Origin of the sequence: Thioalkalivibrio sp., from assembly GCF_041690275.1 — a bacterium.
In the GTDB taxonomy this organism is placed as follows: Bacteria; Pseudomonadota; Gammaproteobacteria; order Ectothiorhodospirales; family Ectothiorhodospiraceae; genus Thioalkalivibrio.
In genome coordinates this window covers 1-18,176 of the sequence record NZ_JAWLHP010000007.1, presented here as the reverse complement: position 1 = coordinate 18,176, position 18,176 = coordinate 1, and the positions used below count along the sequence as shown (strand labels likewise).

Sequence of the window (18,176 nt, the reverse complement as noted above, 5' to 3'; positions counted from 1 at the left end):
CAGCGGTTCAAAGGGGTACCGGGTGAGCCGGATCCGGACTGTAGGAGGCCATGGATGGCCGACTTCAAGCGCCCATGGATGGCTCGAGCGTGTCCGGATTGGGCTCGCCCACCGGCAGCGGTTCAAAGGGGTACCGGGTGAGCCGGATCCGGACTGTAGGAGGCCATGGATGGCCGACTTCAAGCGCCCATGGATGGCTCGAGCGTGTCCGGATCCGGCTCGCCCGGTACCCCGGAGACCCCTCAGGCCAGTAGGCCCAGTAGGCCCAGTAGGCCTGACGCTCGGGCACGGCGCAGTCACGAAGCAAACGACGACAAACGGAGGCAGGACATGCACAGGAGACAGATGATCAAGGGCGCGATGACGATCGGGCTGCTGGGCGCATTCGGGCGGGTTGGTGCGGACGAACCACCTGCCTGCGAGGGTGATGGCACGCCGCTGCAGTTCATGCCGAGGACGTCGCCCGACCCTGAACCACTGGTGGACGAACTGGAAAAATACCCCCGCTGCCCCTACTGCGGCATGGACCGCAGGCAGTGGCACCACAGCCGGCACCTGGTGCACTACGACGACGGACGAGTCGATCCGACCTGCTCGCTGCACTGCGTGGCGATCAGCCTGAGCCTGAACATCGATCGGGGTCCGAAGGCCATCTACGCGGCGGACTTCGGCAGCGAGCTGACGCCGCGCCCCCTGGTGAATGTGGATGACGCGAGCTACCTGATCGGCAGTGCGCTGCCGGGGACCATGACCGCACGGAGCAAGATGGCCTTCGCGTCGGCGGCAGCCGCAGAGGCGGCGGAGGCCGCGCACGGCGGCGAACCGGGGGGCTTCGACACTGCGCTCACCGCCGCCTACCTGGACATGGCCCGGGACACGGCAATGATTCGCCGTCGCCGCGCGGAACGGCGCGCGCGACGCGAGCAGCAGCAGTGAGCGCGGCCGGGTCAACGTGAACACGGGAGGAGGATCCCATGCACAACTCTGTCTTGCGGTTGCTGATCCTGATTGCCCTGGCCCTGCCGGGTTCTGCCTCGGCGGCCGGCATCGAGGTACCGGACCCGCAAATGCGGGATACCTGTCCGGTGTGCGGAATGCTGGTCGCACGCTACCCGGCCTGGATTGCCACCGTGCTCTACGGCGACGGTCACACAGAGCACTTCGATGGCGCCAAGGACCTGTTCAAGTACCTGTTCGACCTGCCGCGCTACGCGCCGGACCGGACCCCGGACGAGATCAGCGCGATCGGCGTCACCGAGTACTACGGTCTCGCGCGCATCGATGCCCGTGCGGCGTGGTACGTGATCGGCTCCGACGTGCTGGGCCCGATGGGGCACGAACTGGTGCCGCTGGAAAGCGAGGTCGATGCACAGGAGTTCATGGAGGACCATCAGGGCGCGCGCATACTGCGCTTCGAGGAGGTCACGCCGGATCTAATCGAGAGGCTCGACGCCGGCCGCATCCGGTGAGTCGCGAGCCCGCGGCGTCCGGAGGACGCGCACCGCGGCTGTCGCGGTCGCGCGTCAGTCCTCGATCGCGTGCTTCTTGAGCCGGTACAGCAGGGTGTTGCGGCTCAGTCCCAGAAGCCGGGCCGCCCTGGCCTTGCAGCCCCGGGTCCGTTGCATCGCCTGGCGGAGCAGGTCGTGTTCCAGGGCCTCGAGTTCGAGACCCTCCGCGGGGAGCTCCACCAGATTCCCCGGTTCCGCGGGCGACCTCGGATCTGCGCCCGAGGCGTGCCGCAGGCCCAGGTTTTCCGCACCGAGCACCTGTCCGGGCAGCAGAAGCACGAGCCGCTCGCAGAGGTGGCGGAGCTCCCGCACGTTGCCGGGCCAGGGGTGAGCCAGCAATGCCCGCCGCGCCGACCGGTCCAGACGGGGTGCGACCGCGCCGTGTCTCTGCGCCAATTCGGCCAGGAAGTGCTCGGCGAGCAGCAGCACGTCATTGCCGCGCAGGCGCAGCGGCGGCAGCTCCAGTGGCACCACATGCAGACGGTAGAAGAGGTCGCGCCGGAAGTAGCCCTGGTCCGAGGCCGCGTGCAGGTCCCGGTGGGTGGCCGTCAACACGCGGACATCGGCCTTCCGCGCGCATGGGTCTCCCAGGGGTTGCCTCTCGCTCCGCTCCAGAAACCGCAGCAGCTTTGGCTGCAGCGACAGCGGGAGATCACCGATCTCGTCGAGGAAGAGGGTTCCGCCCTCGGCGGCACCCACGAATCCCGGATGGTCGCGTTCCGCCCCGGTGAAGGCGCCGCGACGGTGGCCGAAGAGTTCGGACTCCGCCAGTTCCGAGGGCAACGCACCGCAGTTCACCGCAATGAAGGGACCTCCGGAACGCGGGCTCAGGCGATGCAGCATCCGCGCCAACTCTTCCTTTCCCGTGCCGCTCTCGCCGAGGATCAGCACGGGGCAGTCGGCCTTCGAGACCAGCTGGGCGGCGCGCAGCACCGTCTCCAGTTCCGGGGACTGACCGAGGATGTTTTCGGTGTGCATCACGGGGACCATAACGCCGTCTGAGACCCTGATTCTAGCAAAGGCCGGCCCGGGGCACCGGGGGCGAGCCCTGTCGCCGGTTCAGCGTGGGAGCGGTTTCGTGGGAGTGGTTTCGTGGGAGCGGCCTCTGGCCGCGATGGCCCTGGGCACGGAAAGCCGGATCGCGGCTGGAAGCCGCTCCCACGAAAACCCCTCCCACGAGCCCCGTGGAAGGCGGATCCTGTCGGCGATCCGGCGTCGGGGAATGTCGCCCAGAGGCTGCTCCCCTAAGGGGCCCACCTGGGGGGTCCGCAAAAAAGAAAGGGCCCCGCAAGCGGGGCCCCGTCGCTCCGACCGGCCTGGTGGCCGGTCGACGCGCGCGTCGCAGTCGATTAACGGACGCGCTGGCGAACGTCGGTGGTGACTTCCACGCGACGGTTCAGCTCGCGGCCCTCGCGGGTCGAGTTGTCGGCGGTGGGACGTTCCTCACCATAGCCGACCATGCGGATCGCGTCGGGACGCACGCCCTCGCTCTCCAGGTAGTCGACCACGCTCTCGGCACGGCGCTCGGACAGCGTCTGGTTGTACTCGGCCGGACCGATGTTGCAGGTATGACCCTCAACCAGCACCGAGGTGTAGGTGACGTCCGCGGCGGTCAGGCTTTCCGCCAGCTCGCTCAGCGTCTCGCGTCCTTCCGAACGCAGCGTCGCGCTGTCGAAGTCGAAGAGCGTCTCGGCGCTCAGGGTCGTGGTGGTGAACTCGGGAGCAGGGGCCGGGGGCGGCGGTGCCGGGGCCGGGGCCTCTTCCGCCACGGGCTGGATGTAGCCCTCGCAGTACTCGTGCGTGACGCCCTCGGGCGACCACTGAGTGGTGCGCACACAGTCTCCGCTGCCGTCCACAACGGCTTGACCGGTGGTGTCAGCCGGGTTTGCCGCCGGTTGGGCATTCACGGAAGCCATGCCGCTCATTGCCAGGCCGGCGACGGACAGCGCCAGGAAATTCTTGATTTTCTTGCCATGCATATTTTCGGTCTCCTCACAGTGAATCCGGTTCATCCGGAATGATGATTGCAAAAACCTTGGGCCCTCCACGGGCTGCCCGGGGCACGAAACCCGATTCGCACAGACTTCCCGCAACATCTTGATATTGGCACAAGCGTAACGGTTTTGCACCCCTGAAGGCAAAAAAATGTGTCCATAAGGCAACGTGTGTGACTTTTTCGCGACAGAGCGGTTAGCGGCGCCGGCCTTCGCACTCCCGGCCACGGGGTCCTACCAAACGAAAAGACCCCGCAGAGCGGGGTCTTTCCGGTCACTTCGACGGACGGGCCGGCCTTACATCATGCCCATGCCGCCCATACCACCCATGCCGCCCATCTCGTCCATGCCAGGCGCGCCACCCTTGTCGTCCTTCTTCGGCAGCTCGGCGACCATCGCCTCGGTGGTGATGATCAGCCCGGCGACAGAGGACGCATTCTGCAACGCAGTACGGGTCACCTTGGTGGGATCGAGGATCCCCATCGCGATCATGTCACCGTACTCGCCGGTGGTTGCGTTGTACCCGTAGTTGCCCTCGCCTTCCCGGATCTTGTTCAGCACCACGGACGGCTCTTCACCGCAGTTCATCACGATCTGGCGCAGCGGCTCTTCCATTGCCCGGCGCGCGATTGTAATGCCGATGTCCTGATCGTGGTTTGCGCCCTTCAGGTCGCCGATCGCCTCGAGGGAGCGCAGCAGCGCGACACCGCCGCCCGGCACCACGCCTTCCTCGACCGCGGCTCGGGTTGCGTGCAGCGCGTCTTCCACGCGGGCCTTCTTCTCCTTCATCTCCACCTCGGTGGCGGCACCGACCTTGATCACGGCCACGCCCCCGGCAAGCTTCGCGACGCGCTCCTGGAGCTTCTCCTTGTCATAGTCGGAGGTGGCCTCCTCGATCTGGGCCCGGATCTGGTCGACCCGCGCCTTGATGTCGCCGGGGTTGCCGGCGCCGTCGATGATGGTGGTGTTCTCCTTGGTCACCTGTACCTTCTTCGCGCGGCCCAGGTCCTCGACGCTGGCCTTCTCCAGCGACAGACCGACCTCTTCCGAGATCACCTGGCCACCGGTGAGCACCGCGATGTCCTGCAGCATGGCCTTGCGGCGATCCCCGAAACCGGGGGCCTTCACCGCCGCGACCTTGACGATGCCGCGCATGGTATTCACCACCAGCGTGGCGAGCGCCTCACCCTCGATGTCTTCGGCAACGATCAGCAGCGGCTTGCTGGTCTTCGCCACGCCCTCGAGCACCGGCAGCAGGTCGCGGATGTTGGAGATCTTCTTGTCATAGAGCAGCACGAAGCAGTCGTCGAGTTCGGCGCTCATGCTCTGCTGGTTGTTGATGAAGTACGGGGACAGGTAGCCGCGGTCGAACTGCATCCCCTCGACCACCTCGAGTGCGTTCTCGAGCGAGGAGCCCTCCTCGACGGTGATCACGCCCTCCTTGCCGACCTTCTCCATCGCATCGGCGATGATCTCGCCGATCGATTCGTCGGCGTTGGCGGAGATCGTGCCGACCTGGGCGATCGCCTTGCTGTCGTTGCAGGGCTTGGAGAGCTTCTTCAGCTCCTCCACCGCGGCGATCACGGCCTTGTCCACACCGCGCTTCAGATCCATCGGGTTCATGCCCGCGGTTACCGACTTCATGCCCTCGAGCACGATGCTCTGGGCCAGCACGGTCGCGGTGGTGGTGCCGTCTCCGGCCACGTCGGAGGTCTGGGAGGAGACCTCCTTCACCATCTGGGCACCCATGTTCTCGAACTTGTCCTCGAGCTCGATCTCCTTCGCGACGGACACGCCGTCCTTGGTCACGGTGGGGGCCCCGAAGGCCTTGTCCAGCACGACATTGCGGCCCTTCGGACCGAGGGTCACCTTGACCGCGTTGGCGAGGACGTTGATGCCGCGGACCATGCGGGTCCGTGCATCGTTACCGAAACGGACTTCTTTTGCGCTCATTTCTGAATTCTCTCCTGAACCTGTTGACTGGGGACCGGACGGAGGGGCATCAGCCCTCGATCACCGCCATGATGTCGTCTTCGCGCATCACAAGGACGTCATCGCCACCGACCTTGACTTCGGTGCCGGAGTACTTGCCGAAGAGGACCTTGTCGCCCTCCTTGACGTCCAGCGCGCGCACGTCGCCGTTCTCGAGGATCTTGCCTTTGCCGACGGCGACGACTTCACCGCGGATCGGCTTTTCCGCCGCGGAATCCGGGATCACGATCCCGCCGGGGGTGGTGCGTTCTTCTTCCATACGCTTCACGATCACGCGATCGTGCAGGGGCCGCAGATTCATGGACGAACTCCTCTCAGATGTTCTCGTTGAAAAACGTTGGGGGATTTGGCGGCGGCGCTGTTAGCAGCCGACCCGCACGAGTGCTAATGATAGGAGCAGAAAGATGGCTGTCAAGGGGCGCGACGCCCCGATGTCAGCCTGCGGGGAAGGGGAGCCCGCGAGGCGGGCGGAGGGTCACCGGTCGTGCCGGTCGGTCAGGTGATCGTTATCCCGCTTGCGGAACTCGCCCTCGATCGTCTCCGTATCCGCAGAGGCCGATTGACCCCCGGCCGAGGTCCAGACCGCCCGGCGCCGCAGCAGCCCGGCGGCGGCGGAGGCGCGAAGTGGCGGCACCAGCAGCGCAAAGCCGATGGCGTCGGAGAAGAATCCGGGGACCAGGAGCAGCACCGCGGCAACAACCAGCAGCCATGCCTCGAGCAGCTCCCGCGCGGGGAGTTCGCCCCGCGCCAGCAGCTCCTGCATGCGCCGCCAGTGCGCAAAGCCCTGGATCCGGAAGATCAGCAGACCCACCGCCGCGGTGACCACAACCAGAACAACGGTGGTCAGCGCGCCGACCGCGCCCCCGACCCACGCGAATCCGAAGATCTCGAGCAGGACCGCGCCAAGAAACAGGAAGAGCGGGAACAGGGGGTGACGCATCGCAGACTCCGTCGCGGGCACCCCATTGCAACACCGAAGACCCGTTGCTGTCGACTCCGGCGGCTCCGGCATCGCCGTGACCGCGACCGTGGCACGGAACCTGGAATTTTCGGTCGGCTGGCGCGTCATTGCGGAAGCTGCAGATGTCTACGGACCGTGGAGCCCCCAATGCTGACGACGCTCAACCGCATTCTGCTGGCGCTGGTCGCCGCGACCTTCCTCCTGCTGCCCGCTGCGTCTGCGCTGCAGGCGGCCGTCGATCCGCGCGATCCCTACGCGCACTTCTTCCACCCGACCTTCGGCGACTTCCAGGAGGAACTGGAGGACGCCCGTGCCGGCGGCAAGAAGGGGATCCTGATCTTCTTCGAGATGGAAGAGTGCCCGTTCTGCCACCGAATGAAGCAGCAGGTCCTGAACCGGCCCGAGGTCCAGGAGTTCTACCGCGAACACTTCGCGATCTTCAGCATCGACGTGGAAGGCGACATCGAGATCACCGACTTCCAGGGCAACAGCCTGCGCCAGTCCGAATTCGCCTTTCGCGAATTCCGCGTGCGCGCCACGCCGGTGTTCCAGTTCTTCGATCTCGATGGCGAGCCGACGGTGCGCTTTACCGGCGCCACCCGGGACGCGCAGGAATTCCTGCAGCTCGGCGAATTCGTCGCGGACGGCCACTACCGGCAGATGAACTTCACGCGCTTCAAGCGCGCAACGCGTTAGGAGGCGCCGTGCACAGCGGTCTCCGCCTCCTGCTGGCGCTGCCCGGACTGATTGCGGCACTCCTGCCCGGACAGTCCTTCGCAGAGGCCACGCCGGCGCCCCTGCCGCAGCCGCTGCGGCTCGAGGCCGCCCTGGCCGCGATCGACGCCGACCACCCCGCCCTCGGGCATGCCCGTGCGCTGCGCGAGCAGGCGGAGCAAAGGCTCGAGGGAGAGCGCGCATCGGATGACATCACCGTCGATGCGATCCTGAATCCGCGCTGGATCGATCCCAACGACAACCCCCCGGACGACAGCAGCAACGATTCCCGGGCGTTGCTGGTGGCGCGCAAGCTCCTGAGCGATTTCGGACACACCAGCGGCCTGGTCGCGGCCAGCGCGGGCGAGGCCGAGATCGCGCGCGCCGAGGAGGAACTTGCCTGGGCGCATCACCGGCTGGAGGTGATGCGGCGTTATTTCGACGTACTCCTGGCCGATCTCGCCTTCGCGCGGGACAACGAGGCCATGGCCTCGGCCTTCGTGAGCCTGGAACGGGCCCGAGACCGGGGCGAACTCGGCCAGGTGTCCGATATCGATCTGTTCGACCTCGAGGCCGCGTACCAGACCGCGCGCACCCAGCGTCTGCGCTCCCGGCAGGCTCAGCGCAGGAGCCGCGCCGAGCTCGGCGCGGCCCTGAACCGCCCCGGGGAGGCGCCGGCGCAGGTTCTGGGCCCGGTGCTGCCCCTGAGCCTCCCCGAACTTCCCGACCTGAACGGGCTGCTCGAGGTGATCGAGCGGGAAAGCCCGGAGATCGCCACACGCCGGGCACAGGTGGAGGTCGCCCAGCGACGCGCGACCGCGGCACGGACGCAGCACCGGCCGCGCCTCAGCGCACATGCCCAGCTGGGCTGGTGGAACCGCGAATTCGGTACCGAGCGCAACCCGGCCACCGTCGGTCTGCTCCTGGAGATCCCGCTCTATCGGGGCGGACGCAAGGATGCCGGCGTCGGACAGGCGACGGCGGAACGGCACCTTGCGGAGGCGGAACTCGCGCAGTCGATGCTCGAGGTCCGGGCCGCCGCGCGTGACTTGTACTTCGAGATCGAGGCGCTCCTGGCCCAGCGCGATGAAGCCGTCGCACGCATGGACTACCGCGAGTTGTACATCGACCGGGCCCGCGCGCTCTACGACATGGAGGAGAGGGCCGACCTCGGTGACTCCATGGTGCAGCAAAGCGCAGCCGCCCATTTCAATGCGGCCAACGAATATGCCCTGGCACTGGCCTTCGAACGCCTCGCCGTGCTGGTCGGCGATCCTGCGCTGAGCGCGTTCCCCCCGGACCCCTGACGGAGCCTTCGACATGAGCAGATTCCGCAGCCTCCTGCTCGCCGCCGGCGTTCTCGGCGCCACGCTCGCCACCGCGCTTCCCGCGGCCGCCATCGAGCTGGAGGCCCGACTGGACTGGGGCGAGCGCTACACCGTCTCCACACCCCTCGCCGCGGTGGTGCGCGAGGTCGCGGTCCGCCCCGGCGACGTCGTCGAGGCCGGTCAGCTACTGTTCACACTCGACACGCGGCGCCTCGAGGCTGACGCACGCGCCATGGCCGCCGAGATCGACCGACTTCGACTCGACCTGTCCGAGGCCGACCGCGAGGTCGAACGCGCCGAGGAACTCTATGACCGCACGCTGATCGCCGTGCGCGAACTGGAGCTTGCACGCATCCAGCGGGCGATGGCCGCCGCGCGGCTCGCCCGTGCAGAGGCGGAACAGCAGGGGATCCGGATCGACCTGGAGGACAGCCGGGTTCGCGCGCCCGCCGCGGGCCGCATGCTGACAGTGACCGTCTCGATCGGCGAGGCGATCAGCCCGGTGCTGGCGCCCCCGATGCTGGCCGCCATCGGCAGCACCGACACGATGCGCGCGGAGGCAACCGTCGATGCCGAGACCGCGGCCAGGCTGCGGCCGGAGCAGGAAGTGGAGGTGGATGTCGGCTCCGGCACCGTCCATCCAGGCTGGATCAGCGGAATCGGCTGGGAACAGGAGGACATCGGCTTTGGCCCGGGTTATCGGGTCGAGGTCCGCTTCGCGCCGCCTGAGACCGTGCAACTGCGCTCGGGGCAATCGGCCCGCGTGCTGCTGCGGGAGGCCGAATGAGCGATGCCGACACGCTGCATGCGGGCGCCGAGGCGCTGCTGGTCATCACCACGGTCGATGACGGGGACGTCGCGACCGGGCTGGCGCGCGAGGTGGTGGAACAACGGCTTGCCGCCTGCGTCCATATATTATCGCCCGGTCGGTCGGTATACCTCTGGGAGGGACAGGTGGAAGAGGCGGAGGAACACACGCTGCTGCTGAAGACCTCGGTGCAGCGCTATCGCGCGCTGGAGTCCTGGCTGGCGGCCCGCCATCCTTACGAGACCCCCGAAATCATCGCCCTGCCGATCAGCGCCGGGCTACCCGACTACATTGACTGGATCGAACAATGCACCCGATGAACCTCAGGAACTGGCTGCCGCTGCTGCTGGGCCTCCTGCTCGTCCCCACCCTTGCCTCCGCACTGTTCGACGACGACCTGCTGGACCCGGACGACGCCTTCGCGATCGAGGCCGAGACGATCGATGCCAATACCGTCAGGGTCAGCTGGAACATCGCAGACGGGTACTATATGTACCGCGAACAGTTCCGCTTCACCCCGGAGGGCGAGGGGCTGGAACTCGGGGAACCGCGCATTCCGGACGGAACCGTCAAGGAAGACGAGTTCTTCGGACGGGTCGAGACCTACCGGGACCGGATCGATATTGAGCTCCCGATCGCCGCGGCGGACGGCCGCGAGATCGAGTTCACCGCGCGCTCGCAGGGCTGCGCGGATCTCGGGGTCTGTTACCCGCCGCATTTCCAGACCGTCAGCCTGACCCTGCCGGCGCGGCCCGAAGCCGACGATGCAGCCCCGGCGGGCCGTTCGGGTGCACTGGAGACCCTTGGCGCGATCACCGGCGACCTCCTCGACGAGGAAGAGCTGCTCGAACCGGAGATCGCCTTTGCGGCCAGCGCCCGCGCGATCAGCCAGAATGCGGTGGTCCTGCGCTTCGACATCGCGGAGGGTTACTACCTCTACCGTGACAAGCTGGGGGTCAGGATCGCCGAGGGCGACGGCATCGAACTGGGACCGGTGAATCCCCCGGACGGAAACCTGATCGAGGACGAGTTCTTCGGTGAAACGGAAACCTTCCGCGACAGCGTCGAGATCCTGGTCCCGGTGCTGCGCAGCACCGACGACACGGACGAGATCGTGCTGGCGGTGGACTATCAGGGCTGCGCCGATCTCGGCGTCTGCTACCCGCCCCTGACCCAGGACGTGGCCGTATCCTTCCCGGCCACGCTCGCCGATGAGGCGGGGGAGGTGCCGCCGACCGGCACGGAACGCCGTCCCGCGGTCGATGACATGCCAGTCACGGAGCAGGACCGCATCGCCGCCCAGCTCGCCGACGGCCGGATCTGGCTGGTGGCACTGGCATTCTTCGGCTTCGGCCTGCTGCTCACCTTCACGCCCTGCGTGTTCCCGATGATTCCCATCCTGTCGAACATCATCGTCGGGCAGAAGAACCTGACCACGCGCAAGGCCTTCTTCATCTCGCTGGCCTTCGTGCTCGCGATGGCCTTCACCTACACCCTGGCCGGCGTGTTCGCGGGCCTGGCGGGCGCAAACCTGCAGGCCGCCTTCCAGAATCCCTGGATCATCGGCGGCTTCGTGCTGGTGTTCATCCTGCTGGCGCTGTCCATGTTCGGCTTCTACGACCTGCAGATGCCCTCCGGCATCCAGAGCCGCCTGTCCGGCTTGAGCAACCGTCAGGAGGGTGGAACGCTGATTGGTGCCGCGATCATGGGGTTCCTCGCCGCCCTGATCGTGGGTCCCTGCGTGACCGCCCCGCTGGTCGGGGCGCTGCTCTACATCAGCCAGACCGGGGATGCCATTCTCGGCGGCATCGCGCTGTTCGCGCTGAGCATGGGCATGGGCGCGCCGTTGCTGGCGATCGGCACCTCGGCGGGCAAGATTCTGCCCAAGGCCGGGCCGTGGATGGACACGGTGAAGGCGGCATTCGGAATCGGACTGCTGGCGATGGGCGTCTGGCTGCTGGAGCGGGTGATTCCCGGCGAGGTGGCGCTGTTCCTCTGGTCCGCCCTGTTCATCGTCACCGCGATCTACATGGGCGCCCTGCAGTCCCTGCCCGAGGGCGCGTCCGGATGGCGGAGCCTGTGGAAGGGCATCGGGCTGGTGCTGCTGGTGTACGGCGTGATCCTGATGATCGGCGCCGCCACGGGGGGCAAGGACATGTTCCGGCCGCTCGCCGGCCTGAGCGCGCCGGGGGTGATGGTCGGAACGGACGGTGGACAGCGCGCCGGCGAGCTGGAATTCACCAAGGTAGACACGCTGGCGGACGTCGAGCGCGAGGTCGCCGCCGCGGCCGACCGCAACCAGCCCGTGTTCATGGACTTCTACGCCGACTGGTGCGTCGACTGCGTCCGCCTGGAGCGGACGACCTTCCAGGATCCGCGCGTGATCCAGGCAATGAGCGACGTGCATCTGCTGAAGGCCGACGTCACGGACAACACCTCCGCACACCGCGACCTGATGCGCGAATTCAACCTCTTCGGCCCGCCGGCGATGGTCTTCTACGACCGCGACGGCCAGGAACTCCGGAACCGGCGCGTTGTGGGCTATCTGAACGCGGACCGCTTCCTCGCGCACGCCGACCAGAGCATCGGGGTCCGACCGTGACCGGCGGAATCGAATGGCGCCGGCGTCGCCGCACAACCGGCATCGTCGCCAGCCTCGCGCTGCTGGCGCTGAGCCTCCTCCACCTTCCCGTCGTCGCGGAGCCGAGGACCCCGGGCGACGAATCGGCAGGGCAGGACTCGGAGGCGCCGGAGGCCGCCGCGGCACCGCGTATCGACTTCACGCTGCCTGATCTCGACGAACAGCCCCGTCAGCTCAGCGAATGGGACGGCGACCTGGTGCTGCTGAACTTCTGGGCGACCTGGTGCCCGCCGTGCAAGAAGGAGATGCCGATGCTCCAGGACCGCTACGAGCGGCACGCGGATCAGGGCTTCACCATCGTTGCGGTCGCGGTGGACGAACTCGACGCGGCCCGCGCCTTTGTGGATGAGTTCGGCATCGGGTTCCCGGTACTGATCGGCCAGGACGACGCCATCGCGGTCGGCCGCCAGTACGGCAATCGTATCGGCGCCCTGCCCTACACCGTGATCATTGACCGCGACGGGTTCATCCGCGAGATGCACCGCGGCGAGGTCACGGGAGACGAGCTGGACGCCTGGCTCCAGCGTTACCTGTGAACGCCGCGCGCCCTGCGCGCCGCGATCCTCGGAACCGCTGCCCCCCTCGCAGCGGACAGCACCGGCGCCGCCCCGGGCCTGTGGCGCCCTCCGTGCGCCGGCTGGACAGACACCTCCCCGCTGCGGCAGAATCCCCGGATCAAAAGCGGGCACTTGTTGCACGTTTCCGACAGATTCCCGACCGGATCGTAACCGATACCACCTTCAAATGGCTGAACTCCTGCTGCTGAACGGCCCCAACCTGAACCTGCTCGGGAGCCGCGAACCGGAGCGTTACGGAACTGCAACGCTGGCACAGCTGGAGGCCGACCTCGGTAACAGGGCCGAACAGGCGGGGCACGCACTCACCTGCTTCCAGAGCAACCACGAGGGCATCCTGATCGATCGCATTCACGCGGCCGCCAGGGAAGGGGTGGCCTGGATCCTGATCAATCCGGGCGGATTGACCCACACGAGCGTGAGCCTGCGCGACGCACTGCTGGGGGTCGCCCTTCCCTTCATAGAGATCCACATCAGCAACGTCCATGCGCGCGAGCCGTACCGTCGCCATTCCTACCTCTCGGACATCGCGTCGGGAACCATCACGGGGCTCGGAACGACCGGTTACCGGCTGGCGCTGGACGCCGCCATTGCAGCCATCGAGGAGCGCTAGTTCATCATGGACATTCGGAAGGTCAAGAAACTGATCGACCTGCTGGAAGAGAGCGGCATCAACGAGATCGAGATTCACGAAGGCGAGGAGTCGGTGCGCATCACGCGCAGCGCACCCGGCGCACAGACCACCTACCTCGCCCCGTCGATGGCGGCGCCCGAGGCCATGCCCGGACCGGCGCCATCCCCGACACCCGCCGCCAGCGCCGCAGCCTCCGCCGCGGCGGAGCCGGAGGAGACTCCGGGACATCGCGTGACGGCGCCGATGGTCGGGACCTTCTATCGAGCGCCGAGTCCCGGGGCGGCCTCCTTCGTCGAGATCGGTTCCCTCGTGGAGGTCGGAGACACGCTCTGCATCATCGAGGCGATGAAGATGCTGAATCCGATCGAGGCGGACCAGGCAGGCACGATCCGCGAGGTGCTGGTCGAGAACGCGCATCCGGTGGAATACGGACAGCCGCTGTTCATCATCGACTGACTGCCGGAAGGCGGAACGACACGGGGCCCCCCTGATGCTGGAGAAAATCCTGATCGCCAACCGCGGGGAGATCGCCCTGCGCATTCTCCGCGCCTGCCGGGAAATGGGAATCGCGACGGTCGCCGTGCATTCGGAGGCGGATCGCGACCTGAAGCACGTGCGGCTGGCCGACGAGTCCGTCTGTATCGGGCCGGCCTCCTCGACGGAAAGCTACCTGAACGTCCCGGCGATCATCTCGGCGGCCGAGGTCACCGATTCCGGGGCAATCCATCCCGGTTACGGCTTCCTGTCGGAAAACGCGGATTTCGCCGAGCGCGTGGAGTCCAGCGGGTTTGCCTTTGTCGGCCCGCGGGCGGAGACCATCCAGCTGATGGGCGACAAGGTCTCTGCGAAGAACGCGATGATCGCGGCGGGCGTGCCCTGCGTGCCCGGCTCCGACGGAGCCCTGGGCGACGATCCGGATGAGAATCTGCGGCTGGCGGCGGAGATCGGCTACCCGGTGATCGTGAAGGCCTCCGGCGGCGGCGGTGGCCGCGGGATGCGCGTGGTGCACACCGAGGGCTCCCTGCTCAGCGCGATTGCGCTGACCCGGACGGAGGCGCGGCAGGCCTTCGCCAACGACGCCCTGTACATGGAGAAGTACCTTGAACATCCGCGCCACGTGGAATTCCAGGTGCTCGCGGATACGCACGGGAACGCGGTCTGCCTGGGCGAGCGGGACTGCTCGATGCAGCGGCGGCACCAGAAGGTGATCGAAGAGGCTCCGGCGCCGGGCATCACCCCGGAACAGCGCGCGCCGATGATCGAGCGCCTGAACCGTGCGTGCCTCGAGATCGGGTATCGCGGCGCGGGTACCTTCGAGTTCCTGTTCGAGAACGGCCGTTTCTTCTTCATGGAGATGAACACCCGGATCCAGGTCGAGCATCCGATCACCGAGCAGGTCACCGGTGTCGACCTCGTCCGAGAGCAGATCCGCATCGCCGCGGGGGAACCCCTTTCCTTCTCCCAGTCGGACGTATGCATTCAGGGACACGCGATCGAGTGCCGCATCAACGCCGAGGATCCCGTCCGGTTCCTGCCGAGTCCGGGGACCGTCACCCAGTACCACGCGCCCGGCGGCCCGGGGATCCGGATGGACACCCACCTGTACAACGGCTACACCGTGCCCCCGTACTACGACTCCATGATCGCGAAGCTGATTGCCTACGGCCCCACGCGCGAGATCGCGATCGCCCGGATGCGCGGCGCGCTGGGCGAGATCGTGATCGACGGCATCAACACCAACATCCCGCTGCACATCGATCTGATGAAAGACGCGAACTTCCAGCGGGGCGGCACCAACATCCACTACCTGGAAAAGCGGCTGAAGATCGGCGCGTGAGTCTGACCGAGCTGCAACTCGAGGCGGCCTCGGACCAGGCGGAGGCGATCGAGCAGAGGCTGTTCGAACTGGGTGCGGCGAGCGTCGAGCTGGGCGACGCGGGCGACGAGCCCCTGTTCGAGCCGCCGCCGGGCAGCCACCCGCTCTGGACCGCGGTGCGGTTGACGGCCATCTTCGCAGACGACCTGCGGGCGCAGATCGCCGCGGTGGCCCTCGCGGCATACCCGTTCGCGGGGACCGCCATCCGGGTCTCCACGATCGCCGACCAGGATTGGATCCGTGCGGGCCTGGCCGGGCTGACGAGCATCCACAGTGGTGGCGATCTCTGGATCGTGCCTTCCTGGGAGGCACCGCCGGACGTGGACGGGGGCGTCTTCGTGCACCTCGATCCAGGACTCGCCTTTGGCACCGGCAGCCACCCGACGACCGCGATGTGCCTGTCCGCGCTTGCCGGCGCCCCCCCGCGGGATCAGCGCGTGCTGGATTACGGCTGTGGTTCCGGCATTCTCGCCATCGCGGCACTGAAGCTGGGTGCGGCCTACGCGCTGGGCGTGGACATCGACCACCAGGCCGTGCTGGCGACGCAGGGCAATGCCGCACGCAATGACATCGACGCCGCGAGACTCGACACCGCGTTGCCCGATGCGGATCCACCAGAGGCGGGCTTCGATCTGGTCCTGGCCAACATCCTCGCCGGCCCCCTGGTGGCGCTCGCGCCGAAACTCGCGCAGAGTGCACGGCCGGGTGCCCGGATACTGCTGGCCGGCCTGCTGGATTGGCAGGCCGGGGAAGTCATGGCAGCCTACCGGGATGACTTCGAGATCGACATCGGAGCGCAGCGCGATGGCTGGGTGCTGCTCGACGGCCGTCGGCGCTGACGTCCGGTCGCGCCCGCGCCGTTGCGCGTTGACGGGAGTGCGGCCCGCATGATCGTGCGCTGTCCACACTGCGGCACCGGGCACGCCGTCCGATACCAGTCGGGCCGGAGTCCGGGAAGCCAGCGCTGCGAGGCCTGCGGGATGGGCTTTGCCTTCTTCCCGGCGCTGGAGATCGAACTGGTCGGCCTGCCCCGGGACGGCGCCCGCATGGACCCGGTACCGGTACTGCCGGTACCGGTGCCCGGCCACACCAGCGCCGCAGAACGCCCGTCGCCGCCCCGGCGGCCGGCCTCCCGCAGTGGGGCGTCGGCCGCAACCGGCCGGCTCCTGCAACACAGCCGCCACTGGCGTTTCCGCATCGGGGGCCTGATCGCAGGCATCGCGCTGATCGCGATGCTGTTCCTCCAGTTTCTGATCCACGAACGGGCGGCACTCGAACCGCACCCCGAGCTCGCCGCACTCAGCAACGCGCTGTGCCGGCACCTGCCCTGTCCGGGCCCGCGCGGACAGATCCCGGGATCGATCCGGATCACCGGCCTGCAGCTGCAGCAACAGGCGCACGGCTGGCTGCGTCTGGAGATGCGGATCAGCAACGAACTGGACCGGCCCCAGCCCTGGCCACAGCTGGAACTGGCACTCTCCGACCGCTTCGGGCGCAAGCTCGCACAGGCACGGTGGAAACCGGAGGAATACCTCGGCCCGGCCCATACGGGCCGGATGCTGGAGGCGGGCGAGGTGCACCGGCTGCGGCTGGTGGTCGACCGGCCCGCCGGCGAGACCGAGGGCATCTCGGTGCGTACGCTCTGACATGGCAGGTCCCGGCAGCTTGATTCTTGGAAGTCACGAAATTCCCGACCCGGTCGTGTTCCTCGCGCCGATGGCCGGTGTCAGTGACCGCCCGTTCCGGATGCTGTGCCGCGTCCTGGGAGCCAGCGCGGCGGTATCGGAGATGGTGACCTCCGACGCCCGCCTCTGGCACACCGCGAAGAGCCGCCATCGCCTCGATCATCGCGGCGAGCCTGGCCCGAGGATCGTGCAGCTCCTGGGGAACGATCCCGATGCGCTTGCACGGGCCGCGCGCGAGAATGTCGCTCGGGGCGCCGACATCATCGACCTGAATCTCGGCTGCCCGGCAAAGAAGGTCTGCAGCCGGGCCGCGGGATCGGCGCTGCTGGCGGACGAGGCCCTGGTAGAGCGACTGCTGAGGGCCCTGAAGGGGGCCGTGTCCGTCCCGGTAACCCTGAAGATGCGGCTCGGACTCGACCGCGGGCACGTCAATGCGGTGCATATCGCCCGGCTGGCCGAGGCCGCCGGTGTGGAGATGATCAGTGTCCATGGCCGAACCCGGGCCTGCGGCTACCGCGGTGGCGTCGACTACGACGCCATTGCCGCGGTCGTCGCGGCGACCCGCATACCGGTGCTGGCCAATGGCGACATCACCTCGCCCGAACGGGCGCTGGCGGTGATGGCGCAGACAGGAGCCGCCGGCGTGATGATCGGGCGCGGCGCCCAGGGCAGGCCCTGGCTTCCGGGACAGGTCCGCGCCGCGCTCGCGGGCCGGCCCGTGACGCCTGCACCCCGCGGCCTGGCACTGGGCCGCCTGATCCACGACCACGTACTGGCGGTGCACCGCCAGTACGGCCCGGAGCAGGGCCTGCGTATCGCACGCAAGCACATAGGCTGGTATCTTGAGCACAACCGGCCCGAAGTAGACCGGAGACCGTTGCTCGCTCTCACCGATGCCTCGAGGCAGCTGGACGCGCTGGCGGCGCTGTTCCTTCCGCCCTCGAACCCGCCCGCGGGCGGGTCCCGCGGAGCAGACGGCACACAACGGGAAGCCATAACGCAGTGACAGGGGGAATTGCCGGATGAACGCCTCGACGCACGCGGTGCATAACCACGAGCCGGCCCCGGCAGGGGCGGCGCCCGCTACGGGCAGCCGGTTGTCGGAATGTGTCCGCCACGCAATGGACGAGTATTTCGCAAACCTCAGGGTGGAGGAAGCGGGGGAGATCTACGCGCTGGTGATGTCCGAGGTGGAGCGCCCGCTGCTCACCTGCGTGCTGGAACACTGCCGCGGCAACCAGACGCGTGCGGCCGAACTGCTGGGGCTCAACCGGGCGACACTGCGCAAGAAGCTGCGCGCCCACCAGCTGGTCTGAGCCGCCGGGCGGCACGCCCGCCGTTAACGCCGATATCGCGTGCCATCCGCCCCTCTCCCGCTTGCGGGAGAGGGGCGGGGGTGAGGGAGGGTTTTCTCTGCGGATGGGCGCCTATCCTGATGATCCCTAGTGGGCCATGCGGAA

The 18,176-nt window shown here is 67.7% G+C and carries 20 protein-coding genes; 15 read left to right on the top strand and 5 right to left on the bottom strand.

Going from position 1 to position 18,176, the window contains the following annotated elements; translation table 11 throughout:
* Positions 1 to 330: 330 nt before the first annotated feature.
* Together ACESMN_RS02160 and ACESMN_RS02155 are read left to right on the top strand one after the other, a co-directional pair.
* Positions 331 to 936, top strand: a complete 606-nt coding sequence (locus tag ACESMN_RS02160; protein WP_373051945.1) for a nitrous oxide reductase accessory protein NosL — start codon at positions 331 to 333, stop codon at positions 934 to 936.
* A 38-nt stretch (positions 937 to 974) separates the two neighbouring features.
* Positions 975 to 1,469, top strand: coding sequence for a nitrous oxide reductase accessory protein NosL (locus ACESMN_RS02155; RefSeq protein WP_373051944.1), 495 nt, complete (start codon positions 975 to 977; stop codon positions 1,467 to 1,469).
* A 54-nt stretch (positions 1,470 to 1,523) separates the two neighbouring features.
* Here ACESMN_RS02155 and ACESMN_RS02150 read toward each other — a convergent pair whose 3' ends face one another.
* The 5 genes from ACESMN_RS02150 to ACESMN_RS02130 all read right to left on the bottom strand — a co-directional run bounded on the left by ACESMN_RS02150 (position 1,524) and on the right by ACESMN_RS02130 (position 6,434).
* Complete coding sequence (locus ACESMN_RS02150; RefSeq protein ID WP_373051943.1) at positions 1,524 to 2,486, bottom strand: sigma-54 interaction domain-containing protein; 963 nt, start codon at positions 2,484 to 2,486, stop codon at positions 1,524 to 1,526.
* 371 nt (positions 2,487 to 2,857) lie between these two features.
* Complete coding sequence (locus ACESMN_RS02145; RefSeq protein WP_373051942.1) at positions 2,858 to 3,487, bottom strand: OmpA family protein; 630 nt, start codon at positions 3,485 to 3,487, stop codon at positions 2,858 to 2,860.
* Positions 3,488 to 3,799: 312 nt separating this feature from the next.
* A complete protein-coding gene (gene groL / locus ACESMN_RS02140; protein ID WP_373051941.1) occupies positions 3,800 to 5,455 on the bottom strand; it encodes a chaperonin GroEL in 1,656 nt (551 codons plus the stop codon).
* 49 nt (positions 5,456 to 5,504) lie between these two features.
* Positions 5,505 to 5,795 carry a co-chaperone GroES gene (gene groES / locus ACESMN_RS02135; protein ID WP_373051940.1) on the bottom strand — a complete coding sequence of 97 codons (291 nt, stop codon included), beginning with the start codon at positions 5,793 to 5,795 and terminating at the stop codon, positions 5,505 to 5,507.
* A 174-nt stretch (positions 5,796 to 5,969) separates the two neighbouring features.
* Entirely contained in the window at positions 5,970 to 6,434 is a 465-nt protein-coding gene (locus tag ACESMN_RS02130) for an FxsA family protein (RefSeq protein ID WP_373051939.1), read from the bottom strand.
* Between the two features lie 168 nt (positions 6,435 to 6,602).
* Here ACESMN_RS02130 and ACESMN_RS02125 point away from each other — a divergent pair, with 168 nt between their 5' ends.
* From ACESMN_RS02125 to ACESMN_RS02065, 13 genes are all read left to right on the top strand, one after another.
* The gene (locus ACESMN_RS02125; protein WP_373051938.1) at positions 6,603 to 7,151 is read left to right on the top strand and encodes a thioredoxin family protein; all 549 of its coding nucleotides are present in this window, start codon (positions 6,603 to 6,605) and stop codon (positions 7,149 to 7,151) included.
* A gap of 47 nt (positions 7,152 to 7,198) precedes the next feature.
* Positions 7,199 to 8,476 (top strand): TolC family protein, encoded by a 1,278-nt coding sequence (locus ACESMN_RS02120; protein ID WP_373051986.1) that lies wholly within the window; start codon positions 7,199 to 7,201, stop codon positions 8,474 to 8,476.
* A gap of 13 nt (positions 8,477 to 8,489) precedes the next feature.
* Complete coding sequence (locus tag ACESMN_RS02115; protein WP_373051937.1) at positions 8,490 to 9,284, top strand: efflux RND transporter periplasmic adaptor subunit; 795 nt, start codon at positions 8,490 to 8,492, stop codon at positions 9,282 to 9,284.
* Positions 9,281 to 9,625 (top strand): divalent-cation tolerance protein CutA, encoded by a 345-nt coding sequence (gene cutA, locus ACESMN_RS02110; protein WP_373051936.1) that lies wholly within the window; start codon positions 9,281 to 9,283, stop codon positions 9,623 to 9,625. Before ACESMN_RS02115 ends, cutA begins: the two co-directional genes overlap by 4 nt.
* Positions 9,613 to 11,907: a protein-disulfide reductase DsbD gene (gene dsbD / locus ACESMN_RS02105; RefSeq protein WP_373051935.1), complete on the top strand. Its 2,295-nt coding sequence runs from the start codon at positions 9,613 to 9,615 to the stop codon at positions 11,905 to 11,907. Before cutA ends, dsbD begins: the two co-directional genes overlap by 13 nt.
* Positions 11,904 to 12,482 (top strand): TlpA family protein disulfide reductase, encoded by a 579-nt coding sequence (locus ACESMN_RS02100; protein ID WP_373051934.1) that lies wholly within the window; start codon positions 11,904 to 11,906, stop codon positions 12,480 to 12,482. The genes dsbD and ACESMN_RS02100 overlap by 4 nt, the downstream gene beginning before the upstream one ends.
* Before the next feature lie 208 nt (positions 12,483 to 12,690).
* A complete protein-coding gene (gene aroQ, locus ACESMN_RS02095) occupies positions 12,691 to 13,134 on the top strand; it encodes a type II 3-dehydroquinate dehydratase (protein ID WP_373051933.1) in 444 nt (147 codons plus the stop codon).
* 6 nt (positions 13,135 to 13,140) lie between these two features.
* The gene (accB, locus tag ACESMN_RS02090) at positions 13,141 to 13,611 is read left to right on the top strand and encodes an acetyl-CoA carboxylase biotin carboxyl carrier protein (RefSeq protein WP_373051932.1); all 471 of its coding nucleotides are present in this window, start codon (positions 13,141 to 13,143) and stop codon (positions 13,609 to 13,611) included.
* A 34-nt stretch (positions 13,612 to 13,645) separates the two neighbouring features.
* Positions 13,646 to 14,992 (top strand): acetyl-CoA carboxylase biotin carboxylase subunit, encoded by a 1,347-nt coding sequence (gene accC / locus ACESMN_RS02085; RefSeq protein ID WP_373051931.1) that lies wholly within the window; start codon positions 13,646 to 13,648, stop codon positions 14,990 to 14,992.
* Positions 14,989 to 15,870, top strand: coding sequence for a 50S ribosomal protein L11 methyltransferase (prmA, locus tag ACESMN_RS02080; RefSeq protein WP_373051930.1), 882 nt, complete (start codon positions 14,989 to 14,991; stop codon positions 15,868 to 15,870). Before accC ends, prmA begins: the two co-directional genes overlap by 4 nt.
* A 48-nt stretch (positions 15,871 to 15,918) precedes the next feature.
* Positions 15,919 to 16,677 carry a DUF3426 domain-containing protein gene (locus ACESMN_RS02075; protein ID WP_373051929.1) on the top strand — a complete coding sequence of 253 codons (759 nt, stop codon included), beginning with the start codon at positions 15,919 to 15,921 and terminating at the stop codon, positions 16,675 to 16,677.
* Between the two features lie 19 nt (positions 16,678 to 16,696).
* Entirely contained in the window at positions 16,697 to 17,722 is a 1,026-nt protein-coding gene (dusB, locus tag ACESMN_RS02070; protein WP_373051928.1) for a tRNA dihydrouridine synthase DusB, read from the top strand.
* Positions 17,723 to 17,738: 16 nt separating this feature from the next.
* Positions 17,739 to 18,032: a helix-turn-helix domain-containing protein gene (locus ACESMN_RS02065; protein ID WP_373051927.1), complete on the top strand. Its 294-nt coding sequence runs from the start codon at positions 17,739 to 17,741 to the stop codon at positions 18,030 to 18,032.
* The last annotated feature ends 144 nt before the right edge of the window (positions 18,033 to 18,176 follow it).